The organism is Sphingopyxis macrogoltabida, from assembly GCF_001307295.1.
GTDB lineage: Bacteria > Pseudomonadota > Alphaproteobacteria > Sphingomonadales > Sphingomonadaceae > Sphingopyxis > Sphingopyxis macrogoltabida_B.
Map to the genome: position 1 here is coordinate 1,711,528 of NZ_CP012700.1, position 26,275 is coordinate 1,737,802.

At 66.1% G+C, this 26,275-nt stretch carries 28 protein-coding genes; 12 read left to right on the forward strand and 16 right to left on the reverse strand.

The genetic code is table 11. The features are described from left to right. Positions 1-5 precede the first annotated feature (5 nt). Entirely contained in the window at positions 6-896 is an 891-nt protein-coding gene (locus AN936_RS08015; protein ID WP_149037625.1) for an NAD(P)H-dependent flavin oxidoreductase, read from the forward strand. Here AN936_RS08015 and AN936_RS08020 read toward each other — a convergent pair. After that, entirely contained in the window at positions 893-1,855 is a 963-nt protein-coding gene (locus AN936_RS08020) for an NADPH:quinone oxidoreductase family protein (RefSeq protein WP_234715776.1), read from the reverse strand. The genes AN936_RS08015 and AN936_RS08020 overlap by 4 nt on opposite strands. Positions 1,856-1,965: 110 nt before the next feature. Here AN936_RS08020 and AN936_RS08025 point away from each other — a divergent pair, with 110 nt between their 5' ends. Then, on the forward strand, positions 1,966-2,946 hold the full coding sequence (locus AN936_RS08025) for an NAD(P)H-dependent flavin oxidoreductase (protein ID WP_054587696.1): 981 nt from the start codon (positions 1,966-1,968) through the stop codon (positions 2,944-2,946). A 4-nt stretch (positions 2,947-2,950) separates the two neighbouring features. Here the strand turns inward: AN936_RS08025 and AN936_RS08030 are convergent, their stop codons facing one another. From AN936_RS08030 to AN936_RS08060, 7 genes are all read right to left on the reverse strand, one after another. After that, entirely contained in the window at positions 2,951-3,697 is a 747-nt protein-coding gene (locus AN936_RS08030) for an SDR family NAD(P)-dependent oxidoreductase (RefSeq protein WP_054587697.1), read from the reverse strand. Position 3,698: 1 nt separating this feature from the next. Further along, on the reverse strand, positions 3,699-4,658 hold the full coding sequence (locus tag AN936_RS08035; protein ID WP_054587698.1) for an alpha/beta hydrolase: 960 nt from the start codon (positions 4,656-4,658) through the stop codon (positions 3,699-3,701). A 14-nt stretch (positions 4,659-4,672) separates the two neighbouring features. Then, the gene (locus AN936_RS08040) at positions 4,673-5,947 is read right to left on the reverse strand and encodes an acyl-CoA dehydrogenase family protein (protein WP_054587699.1); all 1,275 of its coding nucleotides are present in this window, start codon (positions 5,945-5,947) and stop codon (positions 4,673-4,675) included. A 100-nt stretch (positions 5,948-6,047) separates the two neighbouring features. Then, the gene (locus AN936_RS08045) at positions 6,048-7,115 is read right to left on the reverse strand and encodes a phosphotransferase family protein (protein WP_054587700.1); all 1,068 of its coding nucleotides are present in this window, start codon (positions 7,113-7,115) and stop codon (positions 6,048-6,050) included. Then, complete coding sequence (locus AN936_RS08050; RefSeq protein WP_054587701.1) at positions 7,112-7,570, reverse strand: MarR family winged helix-turn-helix transcriptional regulator; 459 nt, start codon at positions 7,568-7,570, stop codon at positions 7,112-7,114. Before AN936_RS08050 ends, AN936_RS08045 begins: the two co-directional genes overlap by 4 nt. A gap of 41 nt (positions 7,571-7,611) precedes the next feature. Then, entirely contained in the window at positions 7,612-8,034 is a 423-nt protein-coding gene (locus AN936_RS08055) for a nuclear transport factor 2 family protein (RefSeq protein ID WP_054587702.1), read from the reverse strand. Beyond that, positions 8,027-8,887 (reverse strand): SMP-30/gluconolactonase/LRE family protein, encoded by an 861-nt coding sequence (locus AN936_RS08060; protein ID WP_054587703.1) that lies wholly within the window; start codon positions 8,885-8,887, stop codon positions 8,027-8,029. The genes AN936_RS08055 and AN936_RS08060 overlap by 8 nt, the downstream gene beginning before the upstream one ends. Before the next feature lie 81 nt (positions 8,888-8,968). On the opposite strand from AN936_RS08060, the gene AN936_RS08065 reads away from it, so the two are divergent. The 5 genes from AN936_RS08065 (at position 8,969) to AN936_RS08085 (ending at position 13,579) form a co-directional block, all read left to right on the forward strand. Continuing rightward, positions 8,969-9,850 (forward strand): SDR family oxidoreductase, encoded by an 882-nt coding sequence (locus AN936_RS08065; RefSeq protein WP_084758237.1) that lies wholly within the window; start codon positions 8,969-8,971, stop codon positions 9,848-9,850. Beyond that, the gene (locus tag AN936_RS08070) at positions 9,847-10,350 is read left to right on the forward strand and encodes an SDR family oxidoreductase (protein WP_054587704.1); all 504 of its coding nucleotides are present in this window, start codon (positions 9,847-9,849) and stop codon (positions 10,348-10,350) included. Before AN936_RS08065 ends, AN936_RS08070 begins: the two co-directional genes overlap by 4 nt. Continuing rightward, positions 10,343-11,203 (forward strand): SDR family NAD(P)-dependent oxidoreductase, encoded by an 861-nt coding sequence (locus tag AN936_RS08075; RefSeq protein WP_054587705.1) that lies wholly within the window; start codon positions 10,343-10,345, stop codon positions 11,201-11,203. The genes AN936_RS08070 and AN936_RS08075 overlap by 8 nt, the downstream gene beginning before the upstream one ends. A 106-nt stretch (positions 11,204-11,309) precedes the next feature. Then, the gene (locus tag AN936_RS08080; protein WP_054587706.1) at positions 11,310-12,080 is read left to right on the forward strand and encodes a FadR/GntR family transcriptional regulator; all 771 of its coding nucleotides are present in this window, start codon (positions 11,310-11,312) and stop codon (positions 12,078-12,080) included. After that, positions 12,077-13,579 carry an AMP-binding protein gene (locus tag AN936_RS08085; RefSeq protein ID WP_054587707.1) on the forward strand — a complete coding sequence of 501 codons (1,503 nt, stop codon included), beginning with the start codon at positions 12,077-12,079 and terminating at the stop codon, positions 13,577-13,579. The genes AN936_RS08080 and AN936_RS08085 overlap by 4 nt, the downstream gene beginning before the upstream one ends. A gap of 103 nt (positions 13,580-13,682) precedes the next feature. Here AN936_RS08085 and AN936_RS08090 read toward each other — a convergent pair whose 3' ends face one another. From AN936_RS08090 to AN936_RS08100, 3 genes are read right to left on the reverse strand one after another with little or no spacing between them, the layout of a single operon-like run. Next, a complete protein-coding gene (locus AN936_RS08090; protein WP_054587708.1) occupies positions 13,683-14,471 on the reverse strand; it encodes an SDR family oxidoreductase in 789 nt (262 codons plus the stop codon). A gap of 2 nt (positions 14,472-14,473) precedes the next feature. Continuing rightward, positions 14,474-15,955 carry an aldehyde dehydrogenase family protein gene (locus AN936_RS08095; protein WP_054587709.1) on the reverse strand — a complete coding sequence of 494 codons (1,482 nt, stop codon included), beginning with the start codon at positions 15,953-15,955 and terminating at the stop codon, positions 14,474-14,476. A gap of 24 nt (positions 15,956-15,979) precedes the next feature. Further along, the gene (locus tag AN936_RS08100) at positions 15,980-17,173 is read right to left on the reverse strand and encodes a cytochrome P450 (RefSeq protein WP_054587710.1); all 1,194 of its coding nucleotides are present in this window, start codon (positions 17,171-17,173) and stop codon (positions 15,980-15,982) included. A gap of 63 nt (positions 17,174-17,236) precedes the next feature. On the opposite strand from AN936_RS08100, the gene AN936_RS08105 reads away from it, so the two are divergent. Then, positions 17,237-17,800, forward strand: coding sequence for a TetR/AcrR family transcriptional regulator (locus AN936_RS08105; protein ID WP_054587711.1), 564 nt, complete (start codon positions 17,237-17,239; stop codon positions 17,798-17,800). Positions 17,801-17,806: 6 nt separating this feature from the next. On the opposite strand, the gene AN936_RS08110 is transcribed toward AN936_RS08105, so the two are convergent. Genes AN936_RS08110 through AN936_RS08130 form a run of 5 tightly spaced genes read right to left on the reverse strand, consistent with a single transcriptional unit; the run spans position 17,807 to position 22,348 of the window. Next, entirely contained in the window at positions 17,807-18,694 is an 888-nt protein-coding gene (locus tag AN936_RS08110) for an acyl-CoA dehydrogenase family protein (protein ID WP_054587712.1), read from the reverse strand. Between the two features lie 58 nt (positions 18,695-18,752). Continuing rightward, entirely contained in the window at positions 18,753-19,904 is a 1,152-nt protein-coding gene (locus tag AN936_RS08115; RefSeq protein ID WP_054587713.1) for an acyl-CoA dehydrogenase family protein, read from the reverse strand. Beyond that, on the reverse strand, positions 19,904-20,659 hold the full coding sequence (locus AN936_RS08120) for an enoyl-CoA hydratase/isomerase family protein (protein ID WP_054587714.1): 756 nt from the start codon (positions 20,657-20,659) through the stop codon (positions 19,904-19,906). The genes AN936_RS08115 and AN936_RS08120 overlap by 1 nt, the downstream gene beginning before the upstream one ends. Continuing rightward, positions 20,656-21,567, reverse strand: a complete 912-nt coding sequence (locus tag AN936_RS08125; protein WP_054587715.1) for an SDR family oxidoreductase — start codon at positions 21,565-21,567, stop codon at positions 20,656-20,658. Before AN936_RS08125 ends, AN936_RS08120 begins: the two co-directional genes overlap by 4 nt. Before the next feature lies 1 nt (position 21,568). Next, entirely contained in the window at positions 21,569-22,348 is a 780-nt protein-coding gene (locus AN936_RS08130; RefSeq protein ID WP_054587716.1) for an enoyl-CoA hydratase/isomerase family protein, read from the reverse strand. Between the two features lie 84 nt (positions 22,349-22,432). Between AN936_RS08130 and AN936_RS08135 the strand changes: the two genes are divergently transcribed. From AN936_RS08135 to AN936_RS08150, 4 genes are read left to right on the forward strand one after another with little or no spacing between them, the layout of a single operon-like run. Continuing rightward, the gene (locus AN936_RS08135) at positions 22,433-23,197 is read left to right on the forward strand and encodes an SDR family NAD(P)-dependent oxidoreductase (RefSeq protein ID WP_054587717.1); all 765 of its coding nucleotides are present in this window, start codon (positions 22,433-22,435) and stop codon (positions 23,195-23,197) included. Further along, positions 23,194-23,958, forward strand: a complete 765-nt coding sequence (locus tag AN936_RS08140) for an SDR family NAD(P)-dependent oxidoreductase (protein ID WP_054587718.1) — start codon at positions 23,194-23,196, stop codon at positions 23,956-23,958. Before AN936_RS08135 ends, AN936_RS08140 begins: the two co-directional genes overlap by 4 nt. Further along, positions 23,958-25,457, forward strand: coding sequence for a class I adenylate-forming enzyme family protein (locus AN936_RS08145; protein ID WP_201782974.1), 1,500 nt, complete (start codon positions 23,958-23,960; stop codon positions 25,455-25,457). The genes AN936_RS08140 and AN936_RS08145 overlap by 1 nt, the downstream gene beginning before the upstream one ends. Next, complete coding sequence (locus tag AN936_RS08150; protein ID WP_054587719.1) at positions 25,457-26,275, forward strand: SDR family NAD(P)-dependent oxidoreductase; 819 nt, start codon at positions 25,457-25,459, stop codon at positions 26,273-26,275. Before AN936_RS08145 ends, AN936_RS08150 begins: the two co-directional genes overlap by 1 nt.

Consider the following 26,275-nt stretch of genomic DNA (forward strand, 5'->3'; position numbering starts at 1 on the left):
CGCCGATGAGTTTTGCCTCATCGGTTCCCTTGGCTGTCGCCTGCTGCCGCGCGGGCGTGGTCGGGGGCTGGCAGGGCGGCACGATCACCCCGTCCGAACAGTTCGAACATTATCTGAAAGCGCTCGCCGGGATCGACGGTGCGCCGCCGATCGTCAACATGCCTGCGCGATGGGGTACCGATCCCGCGGCGGCCGACCGGCTCGGCCTGCTCGAACGCTATCGAGTGCCGCTCGTCCTCTCCAGTCTCGGCGACCCGTCCGCGCTGGTCGAGCGCGTCCATGGCTGGGGCGGGCGTGTCGTTCACGACGTGACGACGATGAAGCACGCCGAAAAGGCGATCGCCGCCGGCGCCGATGGGCTGATGCTGACCTGCGCGGGGGCGGGCGGGCATACGGGGTTCCTGACCCCGATGGCATTTGTTCCGGCGGTGCGGCGAATGTTCGGCGGGCTGCTGATCGTCGCGGGCGGCATTGCCGATGCGCATGGCATTGCGGCGTCGCTGGCACTCGGCGGCGACATCGCCTGTATGGGCACGCGCTTTATCGCGACCCCCGAAAGCGGGGTGGTCGAGGGGCATCGGACCATGATTCCCGCCGTGAGCGCTGACGACATCGTCGCATCGGCGGCGATGAACGGCGTCCCGGCGCACTGGATGCGGCAGTCGATCGAGGCGGTCGGGCTCGACGTAAAGGCTTTACCAAACGTCCGCTCGCCGATGCCCAAAGGCGTGATGCCCTGGCGCGACATCTGGAGTGCGGGGCAAAGCGCCGGGCTGATCGATGCGGTGGAGCCCGTCGCCGAGCTGGTCGCGCGGTTGAAGTGCGAGTTCGAGGCGCTGCCCGCGACCACCGACTGGCGTACACGCCTCGCGACAATTGCGGCGGACTGGTCCTAGTCCATCACCAGCACGATCCGTCCGGCGCTCTTGCCGGTCGCCGCATCCTCCATCGCGGCGCGAAAATCCTCGAGAGCGTAGCTGCGCGCGACGGCAGGCTTCAGCTTTCCTTCGGCGGCGAGCGCGAACACGGTGTCGCGATTGGCTTCGCTCTTTTCGGGCTCGAAGATGCCGAACTGGCGGACATCGACGCCGATCAGGCTGGCACCTTTGAGCAACGGCAGGTTGGTCCGCAGTGCCGCAATCCCGGCGGGGAAGCCGATCACCAGATGGCGCCCGTTCCACGCGAGCGAGCGAAAGGCCGGATCGGTTGCTTCGCCGCCGACCGGGTCGAACACGACGTCGACGCCCTTGCCGTCGTTCGCGGCCTTCACCTGCTCGCGCCAGTCGTCGCCGCGTGCATCGATGACCGCATCGGCGCCACCGGCCGTCGCCAGCATGCGCTTGCCGTCGCTCGATGCCGACCCGATCACCCGGGCGCCGAGATGCTTGCCGATCTGCACCGCCGCGTAGCCGGTAGCGCCGCCCGCGCCGAGGACGAGCAAGGTCTCGCCCGCCTTCAATTGCCCGCGATCGGCCAGCGCGTGCCAGGCGGTCGCATAGCTGACCGGGAATACCGCGGCTTCCTCGAACGACAGTGCTTCGGGCATTTTGCGCACCGTGCGCGCTGGCAGGTTCGTGACATTGGCGAACATCCCGCCCCAGCCGCTGGCGACGGCCCTGTCGCCGACCTGCAGCCCCTCGACCTCGGCGCCGACTGCGATGATGACGCCTGCACATTCGCTGCCGGGAATGAAGGGCACCGGCGGCTTGACCTGGTAACCGCCTGACGCGGTTAGCACATCGACGAAGCTGATCCCTGCGGCCTTGATAGAAATGCTAACTTGTGTGGGCGAGGGCGGACCGGGATCATGATCGACAAGGCGGTAGTTGTCGGGCGGACCGAGCTCGTCGGCCATGACGGCGCGGGGCATTGCGTTTGGCGACGCGTTGGGCATAGGGGACACCTCTTGTCAGGATGATTTTAGAAGTATAACTAGGTTATATAAGAACGGAAGGGGCTAGGCTGATGGCTTTCAAGACGCGGATCACCGAAATGCTTGGGATCGAACATCCGATCGTCCAGGGCGGTATGCAAAGTGTGGGTACGGCGCAAATGGCGAGCGCGGTGTCGAACGCCGGCGGCCTTGGCATCATCACCGCGCTGACCCAGCCCAGCCCGCAGGCGCTCCGCGACGAAATCGAGAAATGCCGGTCGCTGACCGACAAGCCGTTCGGCGTGAACCTGACCGTTTTTCCGACGATCAATTCGCCCGATTACAATGCCTATGCCGACGCCGTTGTTGAAAGCGGCGTCAAGATCATGGAGACCGCCGGTACCCCCGCGGTGCGCGAAATCTGGGCGCGGGTGAAGCCGCACGGGGTCACCATTCTCCACAAATGTACCGCGGTGCGCCACGCGCTCTCCGCCGAGAAAGCGGGCTGCGACATCATTTCGATCGACGGTTTCGAATGCGCCGGGCATCCGGGCGAGGACGATATCCCCGGGCTGATCCTGATCCCCGCGGCGGCCGACAAGGTCAAGATTCCGATGCTCGCGTCGGGCGGCTTCGGCGACGGGCGCGGTCTGGTTGCGGCGCTCAGCCTCGGCGCCGAGGGCATCAACATGGGCACACGTTTCTGCGCGACGAAGGAAGCGCCCATCCATGACAATGTGAAGCAGGCCTATATCGACAATGACGAGCGCGGCAGCTTCCTGATCTTCCGCAACTTCAAGAACACCGCGCGCGTCGGCCGCAGCGCGGTCAGCGAAGAAGTCGTCCGTCGCCTCGCCGAGCCCGACGCGAAGTTCAGCGACGTGCAGGAACTTGTTGCGGGCACCGCGGGCCGCGAATTGCTTCAGACCGGCGACTTGAACAAGGGCGTCTTCTGGGCGGGGATGATCCAGGGGCTGATCCACGATATCCCGACCTGTCAGGAACTGATCGACCGGATCATTTCGGAAGCCGAAGCGATCCTCGACCAGCGGCTGGCGGGTTTTCGCACCTGACGCGCTATTGCTGACCGCCGTCGACGCGCACCAGCGCCCCGGTCGTATAGGACGACGCGGGGCTGGCGAGCATCAGCGCGGCGGTCACAATCTCCTCGGGCCGCCCCGGGCGGCCGAGCGCCACGGGCTGCGTCTCGCGCTTCTTCGCGTCCCAGGCATCGGCGATGTCGGTCAGGAACGGGCCGGGGCTGATCGTGTTGACGCGCACCTTCGGCGCATATTCGCGGCTCAGCGACACCGACATCGCATTGAGCGCCGCCTTTGCCGAACCATAGGGAATGACCATCGGCAACGCCGTCAGCGCGCCGGTCGAACTGATATTGATGATACAGCCGCCGTCGCCTTCGCTCATCCGGTGCGCAACCTGGCTCGCGAGGCGGAACGGCCCCTTGAAGTTCAGGTTGAGCACCGAATCGAACAGCGTCTCGGGCATCTCGTGGCTGGGGCAGGCGGGCGACATGCCGGCGTTGTTGATCAATATGTCGATGCGCCCGAACGCGGCGTAGCTCGCGTCGATCAACGCATCGATCTCGTCCCAACGTCCGCAATGGACGCCATGCGCCAGCGCCTTGCGTCCCAATGCGCGGCATTCTTCCGCCACCGTCTCGCAATTCTCGATCTTGCGGCTGGCGACGACGACATCGGCGCCGCGTTCGGCGAGCGCTTTCACCATGCGATAGCCGAGCCCGCGCGATCCGCCGGTGACGAGCGCGACCTTGCCGGTGAAATCGAACAGCGGATCGGGGGTCATCTCATTCTCCTGAAGGGGCCGTCATCGCTGCGGCGGCAGCCATCAGGCCGGCGTTGCACCGATCCGCGACGGCGGCGCCGGGTACGGCGTTGAAGGCATGGATCGCGCCGGCATAGCTGTGCAGCTCGACGGGCACGCCCGCCGCAGTCAGCCGCCGCGCATAATCGAGATTTTCGTCGAAGAAGAGGTCGAGGCTGCCGGTCACGATATAGGCGGGCGGCAGGTTCGCGAGGTTGTCGGTCAGGCTCGGCGAAAACCAGCCCTTGCGATCGTCGGCGGCGGCATAGTCTCCCTGCAGCGCGCGCCAGCCGAAGCGATTGCTCGCGCGCGTCCAGATGAATTCGCCGGTCGTCGGATTGGCATAGGGGCAGGCGTCGCTCCCGGTGCGATGGTCGAGCATCGGATAGGTCAGGAGCTGCCCCGCGATCGCCGGACCGCCGAGGTCGCGCGCCATGATCGCGAGCGCTGCAGCGAGCCCGCCCCCCGCGCTTTCGCCCGCGACGACGATCCGGCCCGCATCGAAGCCGAGCGCACCGGCTTGGCCCGCGAGCCACACCAGCGCCGAATGACAATCCTCCTGCGGCGCGGGGAAGGGATGTTCAGGTGCCAGCCGGTACTCGACCGACGCGACAGGCACGCCCGCCGAGACGGCCAGCATCGCGGGGCTGGTCTGGATCTGCTTCGCCGACCCCATGACCATGCCGCCGCCGTGGATATGCAGGATAGCGCCGCCGCCCGGCCTGGTCTCGGTCGGACGGTAGAGATAGACGGTGATATCGGGCCCGCCATGTACCGACGGAATGACGATCTCCTCGGGCAGGATCGCGGGCGGCGGCATGATAGCATAGGCGCGGCCCGCCTGCTCGCGCAGCTCGGCGATCGGCGCCGACGCCAGATCGACCGGCGGGAACATGTCGAGCAACGGCGCGATCTGCTTGTCGACGAGCGGACGGGTGGTCATGCGAAACTCTCCTTTCAGCCCCGCGCCCGGATCGCCGCCAGCCGGGTCGGGATATGCTCGCTCGGGAACAGCCCCGAAGCGGGGGTGGCGTTCCTGAGATACGCCTTGGCGACCTGCACCTTGTGCACTTCGGTCGGGCCGTCGGCCAGTGCCATTGCGGGCAATCCCATCCACATGTCGGCGAGCGGCAGCTCGAGCGTCATGCCGAGGCTGCCGTGGAGCTGGATCGCCCGCTGGACGATGTCGTGATAGACCTTTGCCATCTGCACCTTGCACATCGCGATATGCGTGCGTGCCGCGCCATGCGGTTCGTTGTCGATGATCCACGCGGTCTTGAGCACGAGCAGGCGGAATTGTTCGAGCTCGATGATCGAATCGGCGATCGCGCCCTGCACGAACTGATGCTCGCTGAGTTGCTTGCCCTGCGTCCGGCGCGACACGGCGCGTTCGAGCATCATGTCGATCGCGCGCTGGCATTTGCCGACGGTACGCATCGCGTGATGGACGCGCCCGCCGCCGAGCCGCGCCTGCGCGACCTTGAACCCCTCGCCGGGCCCGCCCAGCATCGCATCGAGCGGCACGCGCACCTTGTTGTAGCGGATATAAGCGTGCGTGCCGTCGTCTTCGCCCTTGCTGTCGCCCATCGTCTGCGAGTGACGGATGAACTCGACCCCCGGGGTGTCGGTGGGGACGATTAGCATCGACATTCGGCCATGCGGCGGGTTCTCGGGATTGGTCACCACCATCACGATCAGGAAGGCGGCGAAGCGCGCGTTCGACGAGAACCATTTCTCGCCCTCGATCACCCATTCATCGCCTTCCTGCCATGCGCGGCAGGTGAATTCCTTGGGGTCGGCGCCCGCCTGCGGCTCGGTCATCGAAAAGCAGGAGACAATGGTGCCGTCCATCAGTGGCTGGAGATATTTTTCCTTCTGCGCGTCGGTGCCGAACATCGCGAGGATCTCGCTGTTGCCGGTGTCGGGCGCGGCGGTACCGAACACGGTCGGCGCCCAATAGCTGCGCCCCAAAATCTCGTTCATCAGGGCGAGGGTGAGCTGGCCGTAGCCCGGCCCGCCGAGTTCCTTGTCGAGGTGGCAGCCCCACAGTCCCTGCGCCTTCACTCGCTCTTGCAGCGGTGCCATGTAGGCGCGCGATTCCTTGTTCGCGACATCGTAAGGCGCGCCATGGCCGGGGAAGAGCAGGTCCATCGGCTCGCATTCCTCGCGGACGAATTTCGCCATCCAGTCGAGCTTCGCCTGCAATTCGGGTTCGATGCGGAAATCGATCATGTCTGCTCCTCGTCATCTCGGCGGAGGCCGGGATCTCTCCCTGTCTTTGTCCCGCAACGTCGAGACCCCGGCCTTCGCCGGGGTGACGAAGGGGTGTCGATCACCCGATCAACCGGATCAATTTCTCGGCTTCGGCGAAATTGCCGCGTACCAGGCGGTCGAAGAAGCGCCCGGTCTCGGCGCTCAGGATACCCTTAGCCGCCTGCGCGACCTTATATTCGAGGATGCACCCGCCCTTGAACATCGCGAGGATCAGATAATAGTCGAAGCTTGCCATGCTGCGGCCGGTGCCCGCGGCATAATGCGCCATCAGCTCCTGCCGCGTCGGCCAGTCCATGACGTTGTAGAGCGCCTTTTCGGGGACATGGCCGGGGAAGCGGTCGTCGCGAATGCCGTTGCAGAACCAGGCGAGGTCGAGCAGCGGATCGGCGATCGTCGACAGTTCCCAGTCGATCAGTGCGGTCAGCCGGCACGGCGGATCGAACGCGAAGAGCGCGTTGGGCGTCCCGACATCGCCATGGATGATGCCCGGACGGAAATCGCCGGGTCGGTTCGCGCGCAGCCAGTCGCGGGCGAGCGCATAGCCGCGCAGTTCGCGCCATTCGAAATCGTAAAGCTGTTTGTAGCTTTTGATCTGGCCTTCCCAGCGATCGACCTGCCGTTCGAGGAAATTGTCGGGGCGGCCGAAATCCTCCAGCCCCACCGCTTTATAATCGACATTGGCGAGCGCAATCAGCCCGTCGACCATCGCGAAGGGCACTTCGCGCGCGTACGGCGGTTTGTCGAAGGGCGGGCGATCGTGGATCTTGCCGTTGGTCAGATCGGCGGGCCAGCCGGTGACAAGGTCCATGACATAGAAGGGGGCGCCGATAACTTGCGGGTCGGCGCAGCTACCGTGGCAGATCGGGTGGGGAACATCGGTGCCGTTCAATGCGGTCAGCACACGCGCTTCGCGCAGCACGCTTTTCTCGCTCCCCGGCGGCGGCACCGCGGGCGGACGGCGCAGGATCAGCGTCTGCGCACCGCGATCGAGCGACAAGATGACGTTCGACGTACCGCCGTGAATCTTTTCGACCTTCAGCGGCCCGTCACCGAGCGCGGGGATATTGGCGTCGAGCCATTCGGTCAGCCGTGCGGGATCGGCGAGCCCTTTCACCTCGCCGCTCATCCATCGCGCTCCCTCAGATAGGCTTCGATGTCGGTGCGGATCGCGTGTATCCGCGCCGCGGCATCGGCGAAGGCTTCGCTGCCGACACGGCCGACGACCGCCCGGGTTACCGCACTGGCGCGGTCATGGTCGGCGGCTTTCAACGCGTGCCCCGCATCGGTCGCGACGATCAGCGAGGCGCGCTTGTGGTCGGGGTTGTTGCCGAACGCGACGAGGCCGAGTTCGGCCAGGCGATTCGCGGCACGCTGCACGACCTGTCGCGGGTGCCCGAGACTGCGTCCGATCTGCGCGACCGTCGGGGGCGCAGCGGCATTCACCACCGCGGTCAGCACCGTCAGTTCCATCTCCGGCAGGCCGCTCGCGGCGCGCGTGTCGGCATAGAGCGCGCGCATCCGCCCGCGCAGCCGCGACACCTCGTCGGCGAATCGTTCGAAATCGGTGAAGCGCTGTGACATGGAACTTCGATGTCAAATTGACACTTAAGTGTCAATAATCTTCAGCGGCTCGCCATCTTCGCGAATAACGATCCTTCGGCCTGCCAATCGATCCGGACCCGCCGATGCGCGAAGCGCCAGCCCTCCGCTGTCCGTGCCAGCCGGTCGTCGTAGGTGCCGCTGTGATCGGGACCGAAATTGCTGTGCACGGTGAAATAGCTGCGCGCCGTCGCGGCATCGCCATCGACCGCGATCAGCGGGTTGGTGATATGATGCCGGATGAAGGTCAGCCGCGGGTCGCGCGTTCCCGAAGACAGCGACGCCTCGATCTCGGCGGGGCCTTGCGGCGCCTTGCCGAGGTATTCGAGCACGCCGTCCGCGGCGAAGCAGGCGGTCATCGCGTCGAGCCGCCCGCGGTCGCCATTATAGGTATAACGCGCGAGCAGGTCACGGATCGCATCGCGGTCGGTGGCAAGGTCAGCCATTGTAATGAAGCTCCAGTCCGGGTTCGTCCCAGCGCAGCCTGACGAGCCGCCCGCTGGTCGAAAGCGTAATCCATGCATCGCTCATATCCTCGCCGCCAAAGGCGAGGTTGGTGACATAGCGTTCGCCCGGGATCTCATATTTCCGCAAGGTGCCGTCAGGGGCGATCGTGGTGATGCCGCCTTCATAGAGGGTCGCGACGCAGATATGACCCGCAGCAGTTACCGCGAGGCTGTCGAAGCCGACCGGTCCGGGCGCGGTTGCGACCCATTCGGGCCGCTGTTCCTCGACCTTGCGATCGTAACGCCACAAACGAGCCTGATGCGTGTCGGCGACATAGACATGCTCGCCGCCGGGCGAGAGGCCCACGCCGTTGTACGACACCGCATGGCGGTTGATCGCGGTGATCGCCGAGCCATCGGACAAAGCGCTGAACAGCCCGCTCGCGGTGCGGATGCCATCGTGCGTCTTGCCGAGGTCGGTGAACCACATCCGTCCGTCGGCGTCGAAGACGATATCGTTCGGGGCTTCGAGCGCGATACCGCCGCATCTATCGTAGAGGCGTTCAAATTTGCCGGTTGCCAGATCGACGCGCTCGATGCGCCCCTCGTGGCCCGATCCGCGCGCATTCTGGAATCTGACGAGGTCGAGCCCGCCGTTGTTGCACACATAGAGCGCGCCATCGGGTCCGATCGCGGCGCCATTGGGGCCGCCGCCGATGTCGCAGACCGTCTCGGTCCGCCCATTCCAGCAGCGCGTGATCCGCCCTGCGGCAAGTTCAACGACCATCACCGACCCATCAGCCATCACCACCGGCCCCTCGGGAAAGGCGAGCCCTTCGGCGACGATCTCCATCATTCTCTCCTATATAACCTAGTTATGTATGTCTTGACACGCGCCGGGCGAACGCGCAACCCTGTGCGGAGGGAGAGACACTTGCCGGTTCCAGCACATCATATCGTGGCGACCCCGCCGCCGTTCGACATGCCGCCCTATCCGGGCGACATTTTTGCGGGGCAGACCGTCCTCGTCACCGGTGGCGGTTCGGGCATGGGGCTGGCGATGGCCAAGGCGTTCGCGCAAGGCGGAGCCAACGTCGCGGTGATGGGTCGCAGCCTCGACCGCGCGCAGGACGGCGCTGCGCAACTCGACGCGCTCGGCGTCCGCAGCCATGCAATAAGCTGCGACGTCCGCTTGCCCGACGCGGTGGCGGCCGCCTTTGACGAGGCCGAAGATGCGCTCGGACCGGTTTCGCTGCTGGCCAACAATGCCGGCGCCAACTTTCCCGTCCTTGCCGAGGATATCTCGCCCAACGCGTGGAATGCGGTCACCCGCATCGCGATCGACGGGACCTTTCTGTGCTCGACCGAATTCGCACGGCGCCGCATCGCAGCCGGGCAGGGCGGGGCTATCGTCAACAACAGCGCGCAATATATCTGGACCGGCTTTCCCGGCGACGCGCACAGCGCGGCCGCGAAGACCGCGCAGGCAACGATGACACGGAAGCTTGCCGCCGACTGGGCACCGTACGGCATTCGCGTCAATGCCATTGCCGCCGGTTTCTTTCCGCACGAAGGGTCGGTTTCGGGTCGCCGCGAGGAAGGCGTCGAGCCGCTGCAGAACATGACCCCCGCGGGTCGCACCGGGAGCATCTGGGAGTTCGGCTGGCTGTCGGCCATGACCTGCACGCCGCTGTTCGGCGGGATGACGGGACAGGTGATCGTGCAGGACGGCGGCGAAAGCCTGCGCCGGTCGCTGATCATGCCCGACTTCGTTCCGCCGCGTGAACGCGCCGATGGCCCGTGGGGATGGCAATGAGCGGCTGGCTGGCGGGCAAACGCGCGCGTGTCGAGGGTCGCAATGCAGCGATTGTGCAGGCGCTGGAAGGAGCCGGAGCGACGCTGGTTGCCGATGGCGATTGCGATATCTGGATTCACATCGCGCCGCCCACGGCGACGAAAGCAGCGCACGATCTCAGCCATGCAGAATGGCGCGCGAGTCTCGACGCGGGGCTCGACCGCCGCTTTCTCGGCGCGAAGGATTTCGCCGCCGCCTGTCGCGTTCGCGGTGAAGGCGGCGCCGTACTGTTCGTCGGCGCGCCCGAACAAGCGCTGGGTGCCGATCAGGCCGCAGCGGCGGGCGCGCTCGGCAACCTCACCAAGACGCTCGGGGTCGAATGGGCACGCGACGGGATTCGCGTGAACAGCATCTTGACGCGCGAAGACGGTCCGACGCTCGGCAATCTCGTCACCTATCTGGTGAGCGATTATGCCGCCTATGTCACCGGCGCGGTGATGGGGATCGGCCTCGATGACTGACCGGATGCGGCTCGATGGGCGGACGGCCTTTGTCACCGGCGGCGGCGGCGGGATCGGGCGCGCCATCGCGTTGCGGCTTGCCGAAGCCGGCGCCGATATCGCGATCTTCGATATCTTTCCGGAACGCGCCGAGGAAGCCGCGGCGCGGGTCCGGGAGCATGGGGTGCACGCCATCGCCATCCCCGGCGACGTGATGGACAGCGACGCGCTGCGGACCGCGATCGACCGGACGGCGCGCGAGCGGGGCCGCCTCGACATCCTGATCAACAACGCCGGCGGCGTGTCGGCGCGGCCCTTCCTCGAACAGAGCGAGCGCAGCATGCGAAAACATGTCGACATCAACCTGATGTCGATGCTGATCGCGACGCAGGCGGCGGCGAAGCACATGGTCGCGGGCGGGCACGGCGGCGCGATCGTCAATGTCGCGAGCATCGAGGCCAGCCGCGCGGCGCCAAACTTTGCCGTCTATGCCGCATGCAAGGCGGGGATGCTCAGCTTCACCAAATCGATGGCGGTCGAACTGTCGGCGCACGCGATCCGCGTCAACTGCATCGCACCCGATCACACGATCACTCCCGGAAATCAGGGCAATCGCGCCGGACCGGTCGATCCTGCGACGTGGAAGATACGTAGCGACGCCGAGGCCGATGCGATGAACCGGCTGATCCCGCTCGGGCGCGAAGGAATCGATCTTGAATGCGGCGATGCGGCGCTGTTTCTGGCTAGTCCGATGGCGGCCTATATCACCGGCACGCTGCTTCCCGTCGATGGGGGGACTTGGGCGTCGTCGGGCTGGGTGCGCGGCAGAAACGGCAAATGGACGTTGAATGAAGGACTGTCCTTTGGTCATTAACTTAAAGAAATCGCGCCAACATTGCGGGGGTGTGGCAAAACCCCTACAGACCGCGCTAGGGTAGACCCCGATTTCAACAACCCGGGGCAGGGGCAGGATTTTGCAGATGGAAAACGGCAACGCACGCATCCGGGTACCGAAGACATCCGAACTGGTCGCCGACCAGATTCGGGCCCAGATCGTCCGCGGCGAACTCAACGAAGGGGATTCCCTCCCGCCCGAGGGCACGCTGATGGCGACGCTCGGCATTTCGCGGCCGACGCTGCGCGAGGCCTTCCGCATTCTCGAGGCCGAAAATCTGATCAGCGTCGTGCGCGGATCGCGCAGCGGCGCCCGCGTCCATCGCCCGTCGACCGAACTGGTGTCGCGTTACGCGGGCTATGTGCTCGAAGCGCAGGGCACGACGATCGCCGACCTTTACGCGGCGCGGCTTGCGATCGAGCCGACCGTCGTGCGCTGGCTGGCGACGGCCAAGGGACAGACGCCGGATTTCGCGCGGCTGAAGCAGGTGCTCGCCGACCTGGAAGAGATGCTCAAGACCGAGAGCTATGCCGAGTTCGTCGATAATGTCTCGATCTTCCACCAGACACTCGTCGAGGCGACCGGCAACAAGACACTGAGCTTTATGAATCGCATGTTGCTCGACCTCGGCCGCCACCACCAGAACGACTATCAGCGCCGCCATCCGCGGACGACCGAAGACAAGTACAAGAGCCTTCGCGCCGGTCACAAATCCTTCGAGAAGCTGGTGACGATGATCGAGGACGGCGACGTAGAGGGCGCGGTCGCGCATTGGCGCCTGCACCTGCGCAATGCGAACGAGACCTGGGGCGCGCGCGGCGAGGCCGAACGGATCGTCGACTCGCTCCACGGATGAACTTTATCGAGGCGATGATCGCCGCGGCGGCGCGGACGCCGGACGCGCCGTTGACCGTGGCGTCCGATATCCGGCCCGCGGCTTCCACGCTCGGCGAGGTCGTGCAGGCGGGGCGCCATATGGGAACCCGTATGACCGCAGCAGGGATCGCGCCCGGCGATATCGTCGCGTGCATGGTCCCGAACTGGCGCGAATGGCTCGTCGTTGCGGTCGCGGCGGCGCAGGCGGGGGCGGTAATGCTGCCGGTCGTCACCATCTATGGCGCGAAGGAACTCGGTTTCATCCTGCGGCAGTCGGGCGCGCGCTGGCTGTTCACGCCCGACCGCTTTCGCAATGTCGATTATCGGCAGGTCGTTGCGGATTGCGGCGAGCTGTCGGCGCTCGATCGCCATATCGTCACCGGTCCCGATTTTGCGGCGCTCGAGGCGCCGTGTGTGATCGCCGAACCGGCGCGGGTTGCCGACGGCGAACTTGCGCTGCTGGTCTATACCTCGGGGACGACCGCCGATCCTAAGGGTGTCATGCATTCGGCGCGCACCTTCCTTGCCGAACTGGCGTCGATGCGCGAAATGCGCGGGGAGACCGACGACGATGCCGTCATCTCGCCCTGGCCGCCGGGCCATGTTGCGGGTGCGTTGTCGATGTACCGCTTCCTGTGTCAGGGAACGCCGCTGGTGCTGATGGACCAGTGGGACGCGGGCCTCGCCGCCGAACTGATCGACCGGCACAAGGTTACATCGTCTTCGGGAACGCCCTTCCACCTGTCGGGGATGATGGCCGCCGCCGATGCGCATGGCCACGACCTGACCTCGCTCCGCCAATATCTCGTCGGCGCGGCGCCGGTGCCGCCGTCGCTGATCGCGCGCTGTCAGGAGCAGGGACTCGCGGTCTATCATTGTTACGGATCGAGCGAACATCCCACCGTCACCTCGGGGGTCGTCGACGATCCGCTCGACAAGCAGCTTCACACCGAAGGCCGGGTGATTCCGGGCTCGGAACTCCGCTTCGTCGACGACGACGGTAACGACGTCGCGCCGGGCCGGGACGGTGAGATCTGCACGCGCGGCCCCGAGCTGTTCATGGGCTATTTCGATCCGTCGCTGGGCGAGGGCGCGTTTCTGCCCGGCGGGTGGTACCGCACCGGCGATATCGGCCGTGTCGACGAGAACGGCTATCTGCTGATCACCGACCGCAAGAAGGATATCATCATCCGCGGCGGCGAGAATATCTCGTCGAAAGAGGTCGAGGCGCTGCTCCTCGCGCATCCGAAAATCGCCGATGCCGCCGCGGTGGCGGCGCCCGACGAGCGGATGGGGGAGGTGGTGCGCGCTTGCGTCGTGCTCGCGACCGGTGCCACGCTATCGCTCGACGAACTGCGCGAATATTTCTTCGCTGCGGGCATCGCGAAACAGAAGACCCCCGAGCGGCTCAGCATCCTGCCCGAGCTGCCGCGCAATGCGTCGGGCAAGGTGCTGAAGCACGAGCTGCGTCGGACATAACCTCCGTCATTGCGAGCGAAGCGAAGCAATCTCCAGCCTGCCGTCTTACAGGCCGATAGCTGGAGATTGCCGCGTCGCTTCGCTCCTCGCAATGACGGGTATGTCAGTTGCGCATGATGAAGCCGCCGTCGATGTTGAGCGCCTGACCAGTGATCCAATCGCCGGCGGGCGAGCAGAGCAGCAGCAGCGCGCCGACCAGGTCCTGCGGTTCGCCCCGCGGCTGCTTCACGACCCGCGCCATTGCTGCCTGCACGAACGGGCTTTCGTCGGGGGTCAATGCCTTGCCCGCGTCGGACATCGTCATTCCCGGCGCGATGGCATTGACGTTGACGTTCATCCGTCCGAGCTCGGTCGCGAGTGTCGTCGTCAGCCCGAGCAGCGCGACCTTGCTGATCCCGTAGGTCGTTTGCGCGGGGAAACCGCCCGCAGAGAGCTGGTTGACGATCTTGCCGCCGCCGCGCGCCTGGAACAGCGGTACCGCTGCTTTCGAGCAGATCAGCGCGCCGGTCAGGTTGACGCGCATTAGCTTGTCGAAATCGGCGATGCTCGTCTGGATCGCGGGGGTGCCGACAGCTTCGACCATCAGCGCAGCGTTGTTGACGAGAATATCGAGCCCGCCGAAGGTCGCGCTGGTGGCTTCCATCATCGCCGCGACCGATGCTTCGTCGGCGATATCGACCTGTACTGCGATCGCCTTGCCACCGGCTTCATTGATCTCGCCCGCGACGCGTTCGGCGCCTTCCGCGTTCAGGTCGGCGACGACGACGCTCGCCCCCGCATTGGCGAGGCCCATAGCATAGGCGCGCCCGATGCTGTTACCGCGCCCGCCGGCGCCGGTGACGATCGCCACCTTGCCGTCGAGCCGGAACCGGTCGTTGGTGAAATCGGCCATGATCACGCTTCCTGCTTCGGGAAGATCGGGGCGCCGACGCCGATGGTGACGGTCTTGTAGTGAAGGAATTCGTCGATCCCGGCCTTGCCTCCCTCCTTGCCGAAGCCCGAGATGCCGATACCGCCGAAGGGCGTGTGCGGATTGATCTGGAAACCGCCATTGTTATAGACGCCGCCCGCGCTCAGCCGCTCGGACAGGCGGTGGACGCGCTGCAGATCGTTCGACTGGATATAGGCGGCGAGGCCATATTCGCTGTTGTTGGCGATCGCGACCGCCTCATCCTCGGTGTGGAATTTCATCACGACGACCGCGGGGCCGAAAATCTCGACCTGACTGATCTCGTGATCGGGGTCGGCATCGACGATCAGCGTCGGCTCGATGAAATTGCCGTCGGCCAGTTCGCCGCCGCAGCGTCCGCCGCCGAGCTCGAACTTTGCTGCACCGTCGACCTTCGCACGCTCGAACATGCCGAGAATACGGTCGACCGCGGCCTTGTTGATCACCGGCCCGACCGCGACGCTCGGGTCCATCGGATCGCCGACCTTGAACTGCCCGATGATGGCTTTGAGCCGCGCGACGAAATCGTCATAGACGTCGGCATGGACAAGCTGGCGGGTGGGGAGGGCGCAGCCCTGTCCCGACAGGCAGCCGACGGTCCAGAACACCGCGCGTTCGGCCGCCGCCTGCAAATCACAGTCGGGAAAGACGAGGCTCGCCGACTTGCCGCCGAGTTCCATCACCGACGGCTTGATCTCCTCGGCGCAGGCGGCGAGAATCTTGCGGGCGGTTATCGGCCCGCCGGTGAAGCTGATCTTGCGGATTTTCTTGTGCCGGACGATCGCCTCGCCCGCCTCGGCGGTGCCGGGCAGGATCGACAGCACGCCGTCGGGAACCCCGGCCTGCTTGCACAATTGGGCGAACATCTCGGGCGCGAACGGCGTGATTTCGGCGGGTTTGCAGATCACGCAATTGCCCGCCGCGAGCGCCGCCGCGACCTTCATGCCGAGCGAGATCAGCGGGCCGTTCCAGGTAATGATGATGCCGACGATGCCGATCGGCTCGGGTACCGTGTAGCTGAGTTCGCCGCGCGTATCGAAGGTCGAGATCAGCTCGCCCGACATCTTGTCGCACCAGCCGGCATAATAGCGCGTCCAGCCGACCGCGGTATCGACGCCGCGCTCGCCGACCATCAGCGTCGTGCCGCCATCGAGCGCCGCCATTTCGGCGAGGGTGCGCTTGTTCGCCTCGAGCAGGTCGGCGAGCCGGTTCAAAATGTCGCGCCGCGTTTCGGGTGGGGTCCGGCGCCAGTCCTCCTGCACCCCCGCCGCCCTCGCGACCGCTTCCTCGACTTCCTTTGCGCCGGCAAGCGGAATGTCCGCCTGCACGACCTGTTTAACCGGATGCAGGTGCGGGTGTGTCCCGCCGCTGCCGCTCGTGCGCTGTTCATGTCCCAGATGGAGATGTACTGCCGGTGCGCTGGCCATAATCTTGTCTCCCGATGAAAATTGTCAGGCGTCCCACGCCAGATGCAGATGTTCGAGCGCCATCACGCTGCCGCCGCGGCAGGTCTCGTCGCCCTTGGTGACTTGCCGGAAATGGCCGATGCGGCCGAACCAGGCGCGATAGAAGACGATCAGCTCCATCCGCGCCAGATGCAGGCCAAGGCAGGTGTGGATGCCCGATCCGAACGCGGCGTGCCGATAGAATTGACGCTCGACCGACACTGTTTTGGGGTCCTCGGTCAGCCCCTCGTCCCAGCCGACGAGCGGCAGCGGGGCGAGGATGCAGTCGCCGGCGAAGAGCTTTACGCCTTCGAGTTCGGTGTCTTCGACGACATAGCGCGGGGTCGCGACGAAGGCGTAGCGCCGCAGCAATTCCTCGACGAGATTGGGGATCACCGACGGGTCGTCGATCGCGCGCTGGCGAAGGGTATCGTCGTGCGCGAGATGGCGCATGCCGAAGCTCATCGCATTGGTCACCGTGTCGAGCCCGGCGAGGAACATCAGGAAGCCGATCGACATCAGCTCCTCGAAACCGAGTTTGCGCCCATCGACTTCGCTGACGATGATTTTCGAGATCATGTCGTCGCGCGGCTCGGCCATGCGCTGCTGGATCAGTTCGGCGAGATGGCCGACGATTTGCTGCGCCAGATTGTTGCGGACCTCGTTGCTCGCCTGCGAATGAAAAAAGCCGGTGACGAGGTGGCGGAACTCGTCGAACTTCTCCATCGGAAAGCCGAACAATTCCATGAACACCGCGACGGGAAGGCGCGATCCGATCGCCTCGACGAATTCGCATTCGCCCTTGCCGGTCACGCCGTCGAGCAACTGGTCGGTCCAGGCGGTCACCCGGTCTTCGAGCGGTTCGATGGCTTTCGATTCGAAGAAGGGGCGGAGCATCTGCCGGTATGGCCGGTGCTCGGGCGGATCGAGCATCTCCGGAATCATCTTCGGCTGGTCGGGATTGGGCGGGATCGACAGGTAACGGCTCGAGAAGATCTCGGGATGTCGCACGACATGCTGCACCGACGAACCCGTGTTGCACACCCAATGGCCGCCATGGGCATTGGTCCAGAACACCGGCGGCGCGGTTTCCTTGAGCTCCCAATAGCGCGCGTGGCAATCGGCGAGCACGCCGGGGTCGGCGATATAATCGAACTCATGCACCGGTGTACGCACCGGTTGCACTGACGACTCGGTCATCTATCCTCTCCTCTTGCGTATATGTAAACGACTGTTTACATATTGAGTCAACGGGGAGTGAGCATGGCCGCGACGATTACCGATACACCCGCGCGCGACGCCGACCGGACGCGGCAGGCAATCCTTGATGCTGCGCAGCAAATATTCGCCGAAAAGGGGTTCGCCGAAGCCGGCGTCCGCGACATCACCGCGCTTGCCGGCGTCAACCCGTCGCTGGTCAGCCGCTATTTCGGCGGCAAGCTCAAGCTTTTCGAGGCGGCGCTCGACGCGGCGCTCAACACGCGGATGATGACCGACCTGCCCAAGGACAGCTTTGGCAAGGCGATCATGGAGCGCTTTGCCGACGACGACGACCGCGTCAGTCCGCTGCCGATGATGTTCAGCGCCGCGTCGGACAGCGAAGCGCGCGCGGTGGCGCAGCGGCTGCTGCGCGAACGTGTGTTCGAACCGCTCAAGCACTGGTTCGGCGGCAAGGATGCCGACGTGAAGGCGGCGCGCTTCATGATGGTCTCGCTCGGTTTCTTCGCCTATCGCGACCAGCTTCCGCTCGCCGAGTTCGCAGGGCGCGTCGAACCGGGGCTGCGCCGCTGGCTGGAAAGGGAATTCCAGGCCATCGTCGACGACTGACATCGCTCAGGCCGCGAGCAGCGCCGCCGTTTCGGCGGGGACAATGAACTGCAGCAAATGCGCGCGCTTCAGGCACAAATGCGGATGCGCCTCGTCGGTCATGCCGATCCCGCCGTGGACCTGGATATTCGCGCGGCCGTTGTCGAGGGCGGCCTGATCGGCGAGCCGTTTTGCTGCGGCAATATGGAATGCAGCATCGATGTCATCGGCGTCGAGCGCACAGGCGGCGTAATAGAGCTGCGATCGTGCGACCGCTGCACGCACGGCCATGTCCGAACAGAGATGCTTGAGCGCCTGGAACCAGCCGATCGGCCGATCGAACTGCTGGCGGAGCTTCGCATAATCCGCCGCCATATCGCGCGCGGCATCGGCGCAGCCGACGGCATAAGCGGCGGTGAGGAGTTGGAGGTGGAGCAGCGCGCGCGGATCGTCGACGGGCTCGATCTCTGCAGGACAGACGATCCGCGCCAGCGGGGTGGACTGGTCGAGCGAAGATGTTGACGATAGCTGGCCTGCGAGCGGGAAACAGGCGAGGCCGTCGCCGAATGCGCCGAGCGCGCGCGAGGCTTCCACCCCATCCAGTATCCGAACATGTTCTTGCGCGGGTAAGGCGAGTGCCGCCTTGCCGGCAGCACCGGTCCAGCGTGCGGCGACTGCGGTCGACAGCAGCGCGACCGGTGCAAGGAACCGCCCCAGTTCGGCGAACAGCAGCGTCTCGGTCGCATGATCGAGTCCCATTTCCGGAGCGGTCATGCCGGTCCAGCCCATGGTGTCGAGTTGCTGCCATAGCCCCGCCGACCGCGAGCGGGCGCCTACGAGCGGCATATGATCGCTGCACCAGTCGGCGGTTGCGGTCTGCAGCGCGATCTGTTCGTCGTTCGGCGTCAGGTCCATGCGGAGTCCTTCGTTTCTGGGCACCGGCCTGCGCCGGGGCGCGATGCCCGCTGCGCGTTCATCGCGACTTGGGCAGGCCGAGCAGCCGCTCGCCGATGATGTCACGCTGGATCTGCGCCGTGCCGCCCGCGATCGTCGCGGCAAATCCGCGGAGGTAATCGCCAACCGCATCGTCGCTGCCATAGGCGAAGTCGATGATGTCTTCGCCCATCAGCAGCACCGCCATGCGTTCGAGCCGCTGGCCGAGTTCGGAGGTGAAGAGCCGGATCACCGACGCCTCGGGTCCCGGCTGGCCGGTGCGTACGACCTCCGAGATGTTGCGATAGGTCATCGCGCGCACCGCCGCGACCTCGGCGCGCATCTGTGCGAGCTGGTCGGCAATGCGGTCGTCCTTGATCATGCCGTTTGCGCGGGCTTTCGCGATCAGTTCCTCGATCTCCTGGCTCTGCTTGACCTGGTCGGCGATGAAGCCGGTGCCGCGCTCGAAGCTCAGCGTCGACATCGCGACCTTCCACCCGTTGCCGAGCCCGCCGACGACATTGGCCAGCGGAATGCGCACATCGTCGTAGAAGACCTCGGCGAATTCGGTGAGCCCTGACATCTTCCTGATCGGCCGCACGGTGATGCCCGGCGCATGAATGTCGCAGATCACCCAGCTCAACCCCTTGTGCCGCAGCGACCCTTCCTCGGTCCGCAGCACCAGTTCCTGCCAGTCGGCGACATGGGCGAAGCTCGTCCAGATCTTCGACCCGTTGACGACCAGTTCGTCGCCCTCGATCCGCCCGCGCGTCTTGATGCCCGCGAGATCCGATCCGGCGCCGGGTTCCGAAAAGCCCTGACACCAGATCGCCTCGCCCTTCAGGATGCGCGGCAGATGATACGCCTTCTGTTCCTCGCTCGCATTGAGAATCAGGGTCGGGCCACCATGGTTGATCCCGACGAAATTCGCGCCGATCCATGGCGCATGCGCCTTGGCATATTCCTCGAGCCAGATGACCTGCTGCACGATCGACAGCCCGCGCCCGCCATAGTCGGTCGGCCAGTTGATCCCCGCCCAGCCGGCGTCGAACAGCCGCCGCTGCCACGCCTTGTCGAAGTCGATCGCATCGGCCGCATCGAGCGGGCGCTTTTCGGCCGGTACATTGGCGTGCAGCCACTCACGGCACTCTTCGCGAAAGCGCATTTCCTCGGGCGAAGATCCGATGTCCATCAGCCGGCCCTTTTCGCTGTGGCGATCGGCTCGCCCTTCTTGCGCATCTCGGGATCGAACCCGGCGTTGCGCATCAGCTCGTGGTTCAGGCCAGCGGCGATCCCCATGCCGTCGGTGTCGTAGATCAGCCGCTTGTTCTCGGCATTGCTGTGGCGGCTGTTGCCGAGGATCAGCGCGGCGAGTTCGGCGACCTTGGCGTCGAGGTTTTCGTCGGGCACGCAATAATTCGCCAGCCCCATCGCGATCGCATCCTCACCCGCATAGGGCTGGCACGTCAGCATCATCTCCAGCGCCTTCGCCTGTCCGACGCGGCGCGGCAGCCGCTGCGACAGCCCCCATCCGGGCACCAGCCCCCTTTTGCCATGCGTGTCGGCGAAGCGTGCGCTCGTGCCGCAGACGATGAAGTCGGCGGCGAGCGCGAGTTCGAGCCCGCCGGTGTAGCAAGTGCCGCGAACCTTCGCGATCACCGGCTGACGCAGCTTTGTGAGCCGTTCGACGATCAGCATCTCCTGCCGCAACCAGCCGAGCGCATCGGCGTGCGGCGGCGATTTGAGGTCGTGGCCTGCGCAGAAATGCTCGCCCGCGCCGGTGATCACCACCAGCCCGGCATCGCGGACGCCCTCCTCGATATCGCGGATATGCGCGCGAAATTCGCGGAACAGTTCGCGGTTTATCGCATTGCGCTTGTCGGGCCGGTTGAGCGTCAGCGTGCAGACGCCGCCGACATCCTCGCGCAGGACCAGCGGCTCGCTCATGCGCCGTCCCCGCGCGTCTTCGCGATGGCATCGCGCGCGCTGCCGCTTTCCATCGCGCGCTTTCCGAACTGCTCGCGGATCGGCACGAACTCGGGCATTACGAGACTGCGGCGCAGCCAGTTGGCGGCGTCGACCACGAGCGTGTGCCCGCTGATGTAGGTCGCATAGGGCGAGCACAGGAAGGTCGCCGCCCAGCCCAGTTCGCGTACTTCGCCGACGCGCATCCCGGGGATCGTATTGTCGCCGCGCTCGCCTTCGCGGTGGCGCGTCATGTGCGCGGGCAGATCGTCGTGCGGGAAACGCCCCGGCGCGATGCAATTGACCCGGATGCCGTCGGGCGCCCATTCGACCGCGAGGCTCTGGGTGAGGTTGGTCACCCCCGCCTTCGCCGCCGCCGAATGCGAGGTGCCGGGACCGCCGGTCCAGCTGTAGGTCGCGCCGATGTTGAGGATCGCGCCCGGCAACCCCGCCGCCAGCCGCCGCACCGCAAATTCGCGGCTGCAATTATAGGTGCCGTTGAGCACGATATCGACGACGGTGCGAAAGCCGTTCGGGGTCATCTCTTCGGCGGGCGCCGGGAAATTGCCCGCGGCATTGTTGATCAGCACATCGACCGGGCCGAGCTTCGCTTCGATCTCGTCGAAGGCGCGCGCGATCGCATCGGGATCGCGCACGTCGCAGGCAACCGCAATTGCTTCGGCGCCGACCGCCTCGATCGCGGCGATGCCCGCCGCGAGATGGTCGGGCTTGCGGCTCAGCACCGCGACCTTCGCGCCCAATCGCGCAAACTCGACCGCCATGCCCTTGCCAAGCCCGGTGCCGCCGCCGGTGACCGCGACGACTTGTCCTTCGTAAGTGCCATCGGGCAGCGCCTTGGCGCCGACGGGGGGAGGGGGAGGGAGCGCCATCCTATTTCCCCTTGTAGCTCGGCGCGCGCTTCTCGCGGATCGCGGCGCGGGCTTCCTGATAGTCGGCGGTCTTGAACAGATAGCTCTGCGCGTAGAGCTCGGCACGCGTGCCCGTGCGGATCGTCGGGCCGTGCATCAGATTGATCATCTCCTTCGCCAGCGCGAGGTTGATCGGCGGCCGCGCCGCGATATCGCGCGCGATCTCCAGCGCCCTCGCGTCGAGCTCCTCGGGCGCGACGACGAAGTCGACCGCCCCCCATTCGAGCGCGGTCGCGGCGTCGATCTTCTGCCCCGACATCACCATATATTTGGTGCGCGACGGCCCGATCAGCGCGGTCATCATCTGCGTGCCGCCGGTGTCGGGCAGCACGCCGTATAATATCTCGGGCAGCGCCAGCTTCAGTGTGGTGTCGCTGACGCGGATATCCGCCGCGAGCGCCAGTTCGCACCCGCCGCCGATCGCGCCGCCCTTCAGCGCCGCGATGATCGGCTTGGTCGATTCCTGCATCTCCAGCCGCCCTTCCTGGTGCCGGCGGATGAAGTGGAAATCGCTTTCGTCGCGCGCGCGGTGGCCGAGCACATTGGTGTCGCGCCCCGAACAGAAGCTTTTGCCGTTGGCGCGGATCAGGATCGTGCTGGTCTCGGTTTCCTCCAGCGCTTCGCCGAGCAATTTCTGGAACAGCGACGACATCGCATCGTCCATCGCATTGTGCCGGTCGGGCCGGTTCAGCGTCAGGATGCGCAATGCGCCTTCGCGCTCGCTCAGGATCAGGTCGGCCATCTCCGCTCCCATTTTCTTTTCGGCAGGGCTTGCACGACTTGTATAACTAAGTCAATTATGTCGAAACGCTAGGGGAGAGAGAAAATGGCGGAGCTCAGCGGCAAGACCGCGCTCGTCACCGGCGCGTCGCGTGGCATCGGCGCCGCGATCGCCCGCCGACTCGGGCAGGCGGGCGCGCATGTCGCGGTCAATTATGCGGGCAGCAAGGATGCCGCCGACGCGCTCGTCGCCGAGATCGTCGCCGATGGCGGCCAAGCCTTTGCGGTGCAGGCCGACGTCGGCACCATGGCGGGCATCGAGTCCATGCTCGCCGCGTGCGATGCGGCGTTCGGCGGCACCCCCAATCTCGACATCCTCGTCAACAACGCCGGGGTCGGCGGCGAGGGCGACGCGGGCAGCCTCCGGAAGTGCGACGAGGCGCTGTTCGACCGGATGATCGCGGTGAATCAGAAGGCGCCGCATTTCATCACCCAGCTCTGCCTCGATCGTCTCCGCGATGGTGGACGCATTCTCAACATCGGCTCGCTCGGCGGGCGCTCGGCGCTGCCGCCCTTCGCCGCCTATGCCGCGACCAAGCGCGCACTGCAGAGCCTGACGATGTCGACCGCGGTCGTCGTCGGCCCGCGCGGCATCACCTGCAACCTCGTCGCCCCCGGCGCAGTCGATACCGAATTCAACAAGACGCTCTCCGAAAAGCCCGGCTGGGCCGAGGCGACGTCGAAGCTCACCCCGATGAAGCGCCTCGGCGTGCCACAGGATATCGCGGGCGCGGTGATGATGCTCTGCCGCGACGAGGCGCATTGGGTCACCGGCCAGATCGTCGAAGCGAGCGGAGGGCTGTTCCTGTGAGCGACCTTGTTGGCAAGACCGCGCTCGTCACCGGCGGCTCGCGCGGTATCGGCGCCGCGATCGTGCGGCGGCTGGGGCAGGCGGGGGCGCATGCCGCGGTGAACTATGCGGGCAGCAAGGACGCCGCCGAGGCGCTGGTCGCCGAGATCGAAGCGGCGGGCGGCAGGGCCTTCGCGGTGCAGGCCGACGTCTCGTCGCTTGTGGGGATCGAGGCGCTATTCGCTGCTTGCGACGCGGCCTTCGGCGGCGCGCCCAATCTCGACATATTGATCAACAACGCCGGGGTTGGCCGCGGCGGACGCGACGGCACGCTCAAGGGCGCGGGCGAGGCGCTGTTCGACGAACTTTTCACGGTCAATGTGAAGGGCCCGCATTTCGTGACGCAAGCCGCGCTGCCGCGGCTGCGCGACGGTGGGCGGATCGTCAACATCGGGTCGATGTCGGGCAAGGTCGGCCAACCCTTCGCTGCCAGCTATGCGATGACCAAGCGTGCGATCCAGAGCCTGACCTTCTCGACCGCGCTCGCGGTCGCCAAGCGGCAGATCACCTGCAACTGCATCGCCCCCGGCGCGGTCGCGACCGAATTCATCGCCGCGCTTCGCGAACAGCCGGGCTGGGACGAAGCGACCGCGAAACACACCCCAATGGGCCGCCTCGGCGAGCCCGAGGATATCGCAGGCGCGGTGATGATGCTGCTCGGCGACGATGCGCGCTGGGTCACCGGGCAGGTGATCGAGGCGAGCGGAGGCCTCGCGCTCTGATGGCGCTGATGACCGAAAAATTGCGCGCGATCATGGCGCTCGATCCCGACCGGACGCAGATCGATTTCGGCGGTACCGACTATAGCTGGCGCCAGATCGCCGACACCGTCCGCGCGATCGAGGCGGCGCTCGATGCGATGGGTCTGCCCGAGGACGCGCGTGTCGGCGTCATGCTGCGCAACCGCCCCGGCCATGTCGCCGCCATCGTTGCGGTGCTTTCGACTGACCGCTGCATCGTGACGCTCAACCCGATCCTGCCCGACGCGAAGCTCTTCGCCGACGTCGAACAACTCGGCCTGCCCGCGATCATCGCCGACGCCACGGACCTCGCGCGCCCGGGCCTCGCCGAAGCGCTCGCCCGTGCCGGTTCGGCGGTGATCGAAATCGACCCTTTTCTGGACGGCGTGCGCGTCGTGCAGGGCGAGGTCCGCACGCAAATCCAGACCTCGCCCGGCGTCGCGATCGAGATGCTCACCAGCGGCACCACCGGCACGCCCAAGCGCGTACCGCTCAGCCGCGACGCCTTCGACGCCAGCTTTCGCGGCTTCACCAAATATGAGCGCGGGCGCAGCTTCGACGATCCGCCGCGGCTCAATTCGGGCTGCACGATGGTGGTCAACCCGCTCACCCATATCGGCGGCATCTACGGCTGCATCGGCGCGCTCGCGGCGGGGCGGCGGATCGCGCTGCTCGAAAAATTCAGCGTCGACGCCTGGGTGTCTGCGGTGCGCCGCAACCGCCCCGCAGTTGCCTCGGCGGTCCCGTCGGCGGTGCGCATGCTGCTCGATGCCGACGTCGATCCCGCAGACTTATCCAGCCTCAAGTCGCTGATCACCGGCACCGCGCCGCTCTCGCCCGACCTCGTCGACGCCTTCATGGCGAAGTACGGCATTCCGATCTGCAGCAATTATGGCGCAACCGAATTCGCCGGCGCGATCGCCGGCTGGACGATCGACGATTTCCGAAAGCTCTGGCCCGAAAAGCGCGGCGCGGTCGGCCGCGTCCACGCCGATATCGAGGCGCGCATCGTCGATGCCGAAACCGGAGCGATCCTGCCGCACGGCACAGGGGGCCTGCTCGAGATCAAGGGTCAGCAGCTCGGCAACGACCTTGAATGGCTGCGCACTACCGACCGCGCCGTCCTCGACGCCGACCGCTTCCTCTTCATCAGGGGCCGCGCCGATAATGCGATCATCCGCGGCGGCTTCAAGATTCACCCCGACGATGTCGTCACCGCGCTGAACGACCATCCGGCGATCCGCGAGTCCGCAGTCGTCGGCGTGCCCGACGAGCGCCTCGGCGCCGTCCCCGCCGCCGCGATCATCCTCAAGGACGGCGCCCCCACGCCCGCGGCCGACGACCTCAAAGTATGGCTCAAAGACCGGCTGATCGCCTATCAGGTCCCGGTTCATATCCGCATCGTTCCCGACTTCCCGCGCACCCCGTCGATGAAGCCCTCGGCGCCGGGGCTGCGCGCGCTATTTGCAGGAGAGAGCTGATGGAAAGCTTCGCTGGAAAATCGGTGATCGTCACCGGCGGCGGCAAAGGAGTCGGGCGCGGCATCGCCGAGGCCTTCGCCGCCGCAGGCGCCGAAGTGATGCTCGGCGCGCGCACCATCTCCTACGCGGAAGATGTGAAGGCGGGGATCGAGAAGGCCGGTGGCATCGCCGAATGTTTCGCGGCCGACATAGCGAAACACGCCGACTGCCGCGCGCTCGTCGAGGCAACCGTGCAGGCCTTCCGTGGCGTCGATATCGTCGTCCACGCCGCCGCTGACATCCCGCACGGCGGGCTCGGTCATGTCGACGACGACCGGCTCGAGGCGGGCTTCGCGAGCATCGCCAAGGCGGCCTGGTGGCTGCTCGACGCCGCGCGGCCACATCTGTCGAAAGCGACCGATGGCGGCCGTTTCATCGCGATCGGTTCGATCAACGGCACCTTCAACGTCGTCCCCAACATGACCGCCTATGGCATGGCGAAGGCCGCGCTCGACGCTTTCATCCGCGCCGCCGCGGGCGATGTCGTCGGCGAGGGAATCACCGTCAACGCGATCAACCCCGGCCTCGTCGCCAGCGATCGCGCCAAGGCGGTGCTCGGCGACGAAGGCCTCGCCGCTTATGGTGCGACCGTTCCTGTCGGCCGCGCGGGCACGCCCGCCGACATCGCGCATGCCGCGCTGTTCCTCGCGTCGGCGCGCTCGGACTATATCACCGGCACGACGATCAAGATGGACGGCGGCTCGACCGTCGCAGCGTCGCCGGGGCGCAACGACATCCTGCAGGACCGGCTCAAGCTTCAGCGCGGAAAGGCGCCCTGA

Coding starts and splice junctions, on each gene's coding strand:
- AN936_RS08015 (WP_149037625.1), top strand. CDS start 6: ATGAGTTTTGCCTCATCGGTTCCCTTGGCTGTCGCCTGCTGCCGCGCG.
- AN936_RS08020 (WP_234715776.1), bottom strand. CDS start 1,855: ATGGCCGACGAGCTCGGTCCGCCCGACAACTACCGCCTTGTCGATCAT.
- AN936_RS08025 (WP_054587696.1), top strand. CDS start 1,966: ATGGCTTTCAAGACGCGGATCACCGAAATGCTTGGGATCGAACATCCG.
- AN936_RS08030 (WP_054587697.1), bottom strand. CDS start 3,697: ATGACCCCCGATCCGCTGTTCGATTTCACCGGCAAGGTCGCGCTCGTC.
- AN936_RS08035 (WP_054587698.1), bottom strand. CDS start 4,658: ATGACCACCCGTCCGCTCGTCGACAAGCAGATCGCGCCGTTGCTCGAC.
- AN936_RS08040 (WP_054587699.1), bottom strand. CDS start 5,947: ATGATCGATTTCCGCATCGAACCCGAATTGCAGGCGAAGCTCGACTGG.
- AN936_RS08045 (WP_054587700.1), bottom strand. CDS start 7,115: ATGAGCGGCGAGGTGAAAGGGCTCGCCGATCCCGCACGGCTGACCGAA.
- AN936_RS08050 (WP_054587701.1), bottom strand. CDS start 7,570: ATGTCACAGCGCTTCACCGATTTCGAACGATTCGCCGACGAGGTGTCG.
- AN936_RS08055 (WP_054587702.1), bottom strand. CDS start 8,034: ATGGCTGACCTTGCCACCGACCGCGATGCGATCCGTGACCTGCTCGCG.
- AN936_RS08060 (WP_054587703.1), bottom strand. CDS start 8,887: ATGGAGATCGTCGCCGAAGGGCTCGCCTTTCCCGAGGGGCCGGTGGTG.
- AN936_RS08070 (WP_054587704.1), top strand. CDS start 9,847: ATGAGCGGCTGGCTGGCGGGCAAACGCGCGCGTGTCGAGGGTCGCAAT.
- AN936_RS08075 (WP_054587705.1), top strand. CDS start 10,343: ATGACTGACCGGATGCGGCTCGATGGGCGGACGGCCTTTGTCACCGGC.
- AN936_RS08080 (WP_054587706.1), top strand. CDS start 11,310: ATGGAAAACGGCAACGCACGCATCCGGGTACCGAAGACATCCGAACTG.
- AN936_RS08085 (WP_054587707.1), top strand. CDS start 12,077: ATGAACTTTATCGAGGCGATGATCGCCGCGGCGGCGCGGACGCCGGAC.
- AN936_RS08090 (WP_054587708.1), bottom strand. CDS start 14,471: ATGGCCGATTTCACCAACGACCGGTTCCGGCTCGACGGCAAGGTGGCG.
- AN936_RS08095 (WP_054587709.1), bottom strand. CDS start 15,955: ATGGCCAGCGCACCGGCAGTACATCTCCATCTGGGACATGAACAGCGC.
- AN936_RS08100 (WP_054587710.1), bottom strand. CDS start 17,173: ATGACCGAGTCGTCAGTGCAACCGGTGCGTACACCGGTGCATGAGTTC.
- AN936_RS08105 (WP_054587711.1), top strand. CDS start 17,237: ATGGCCGCGACGATTACCGATACACCCGCGCGCGACGCCGACCGGACG.
- AN936_RS08110 (WP_054587712.1), bottom strand. CDS start 18,694: ATGGACCTGACGCCGAACGACGAACAGATCGCGCTGCAGACCGCAACC.
- AN936_RS08115 (WP_054587713.1), bottom strand. CDS start 19,904: ATGGACATCGGATCTTCGCCCGAGGAAATGCGCTTTCGCGAAGAGTGC.
- AN936_RS08120 (WP_054587714.1), bottom strand. CDS start 20,659: ATGAGCGAGCCGCTGGTCCTGCGCGAGGATGTCGGCGGCGTCTGCACG.
- AN936_RS08125 (WP_054587715.1), bottom strand. CDS start 21,567: ATGGCGCTCCCTCCCCCTCCCCCCGTCGGCGCCAAGGCGCTGCCCGAT.
- AN936_RS08130 (WP_054587716.1), bottom strand. CDS start 22,348: ATGGCCGACCTGATCCTGAGCGAGCGCGAAGGCGCATTGCGCATCCTG.
- AN936_RS08135 (WP_054587717.1), top strand. CDS start 22,433: ATGGCGGAGCTCAGCGGCAAGACCGCGCTCGTCACCGGCGCGTCGCGT.
- AN936_RS08145 (WP_201782974.1), top strand. CDS start 23,958: ATGGCGCTGATGACCGAAAAATTGCGCGCGATCATGGCGCTCGATCCC.
- AN936_RS08150 (WP_054587719.1), top strand. CDS start 25,457: ATGGAAAGCTTCGCTGGAAAATCGGTGATCGTCACCGGCGGCGGCAAA.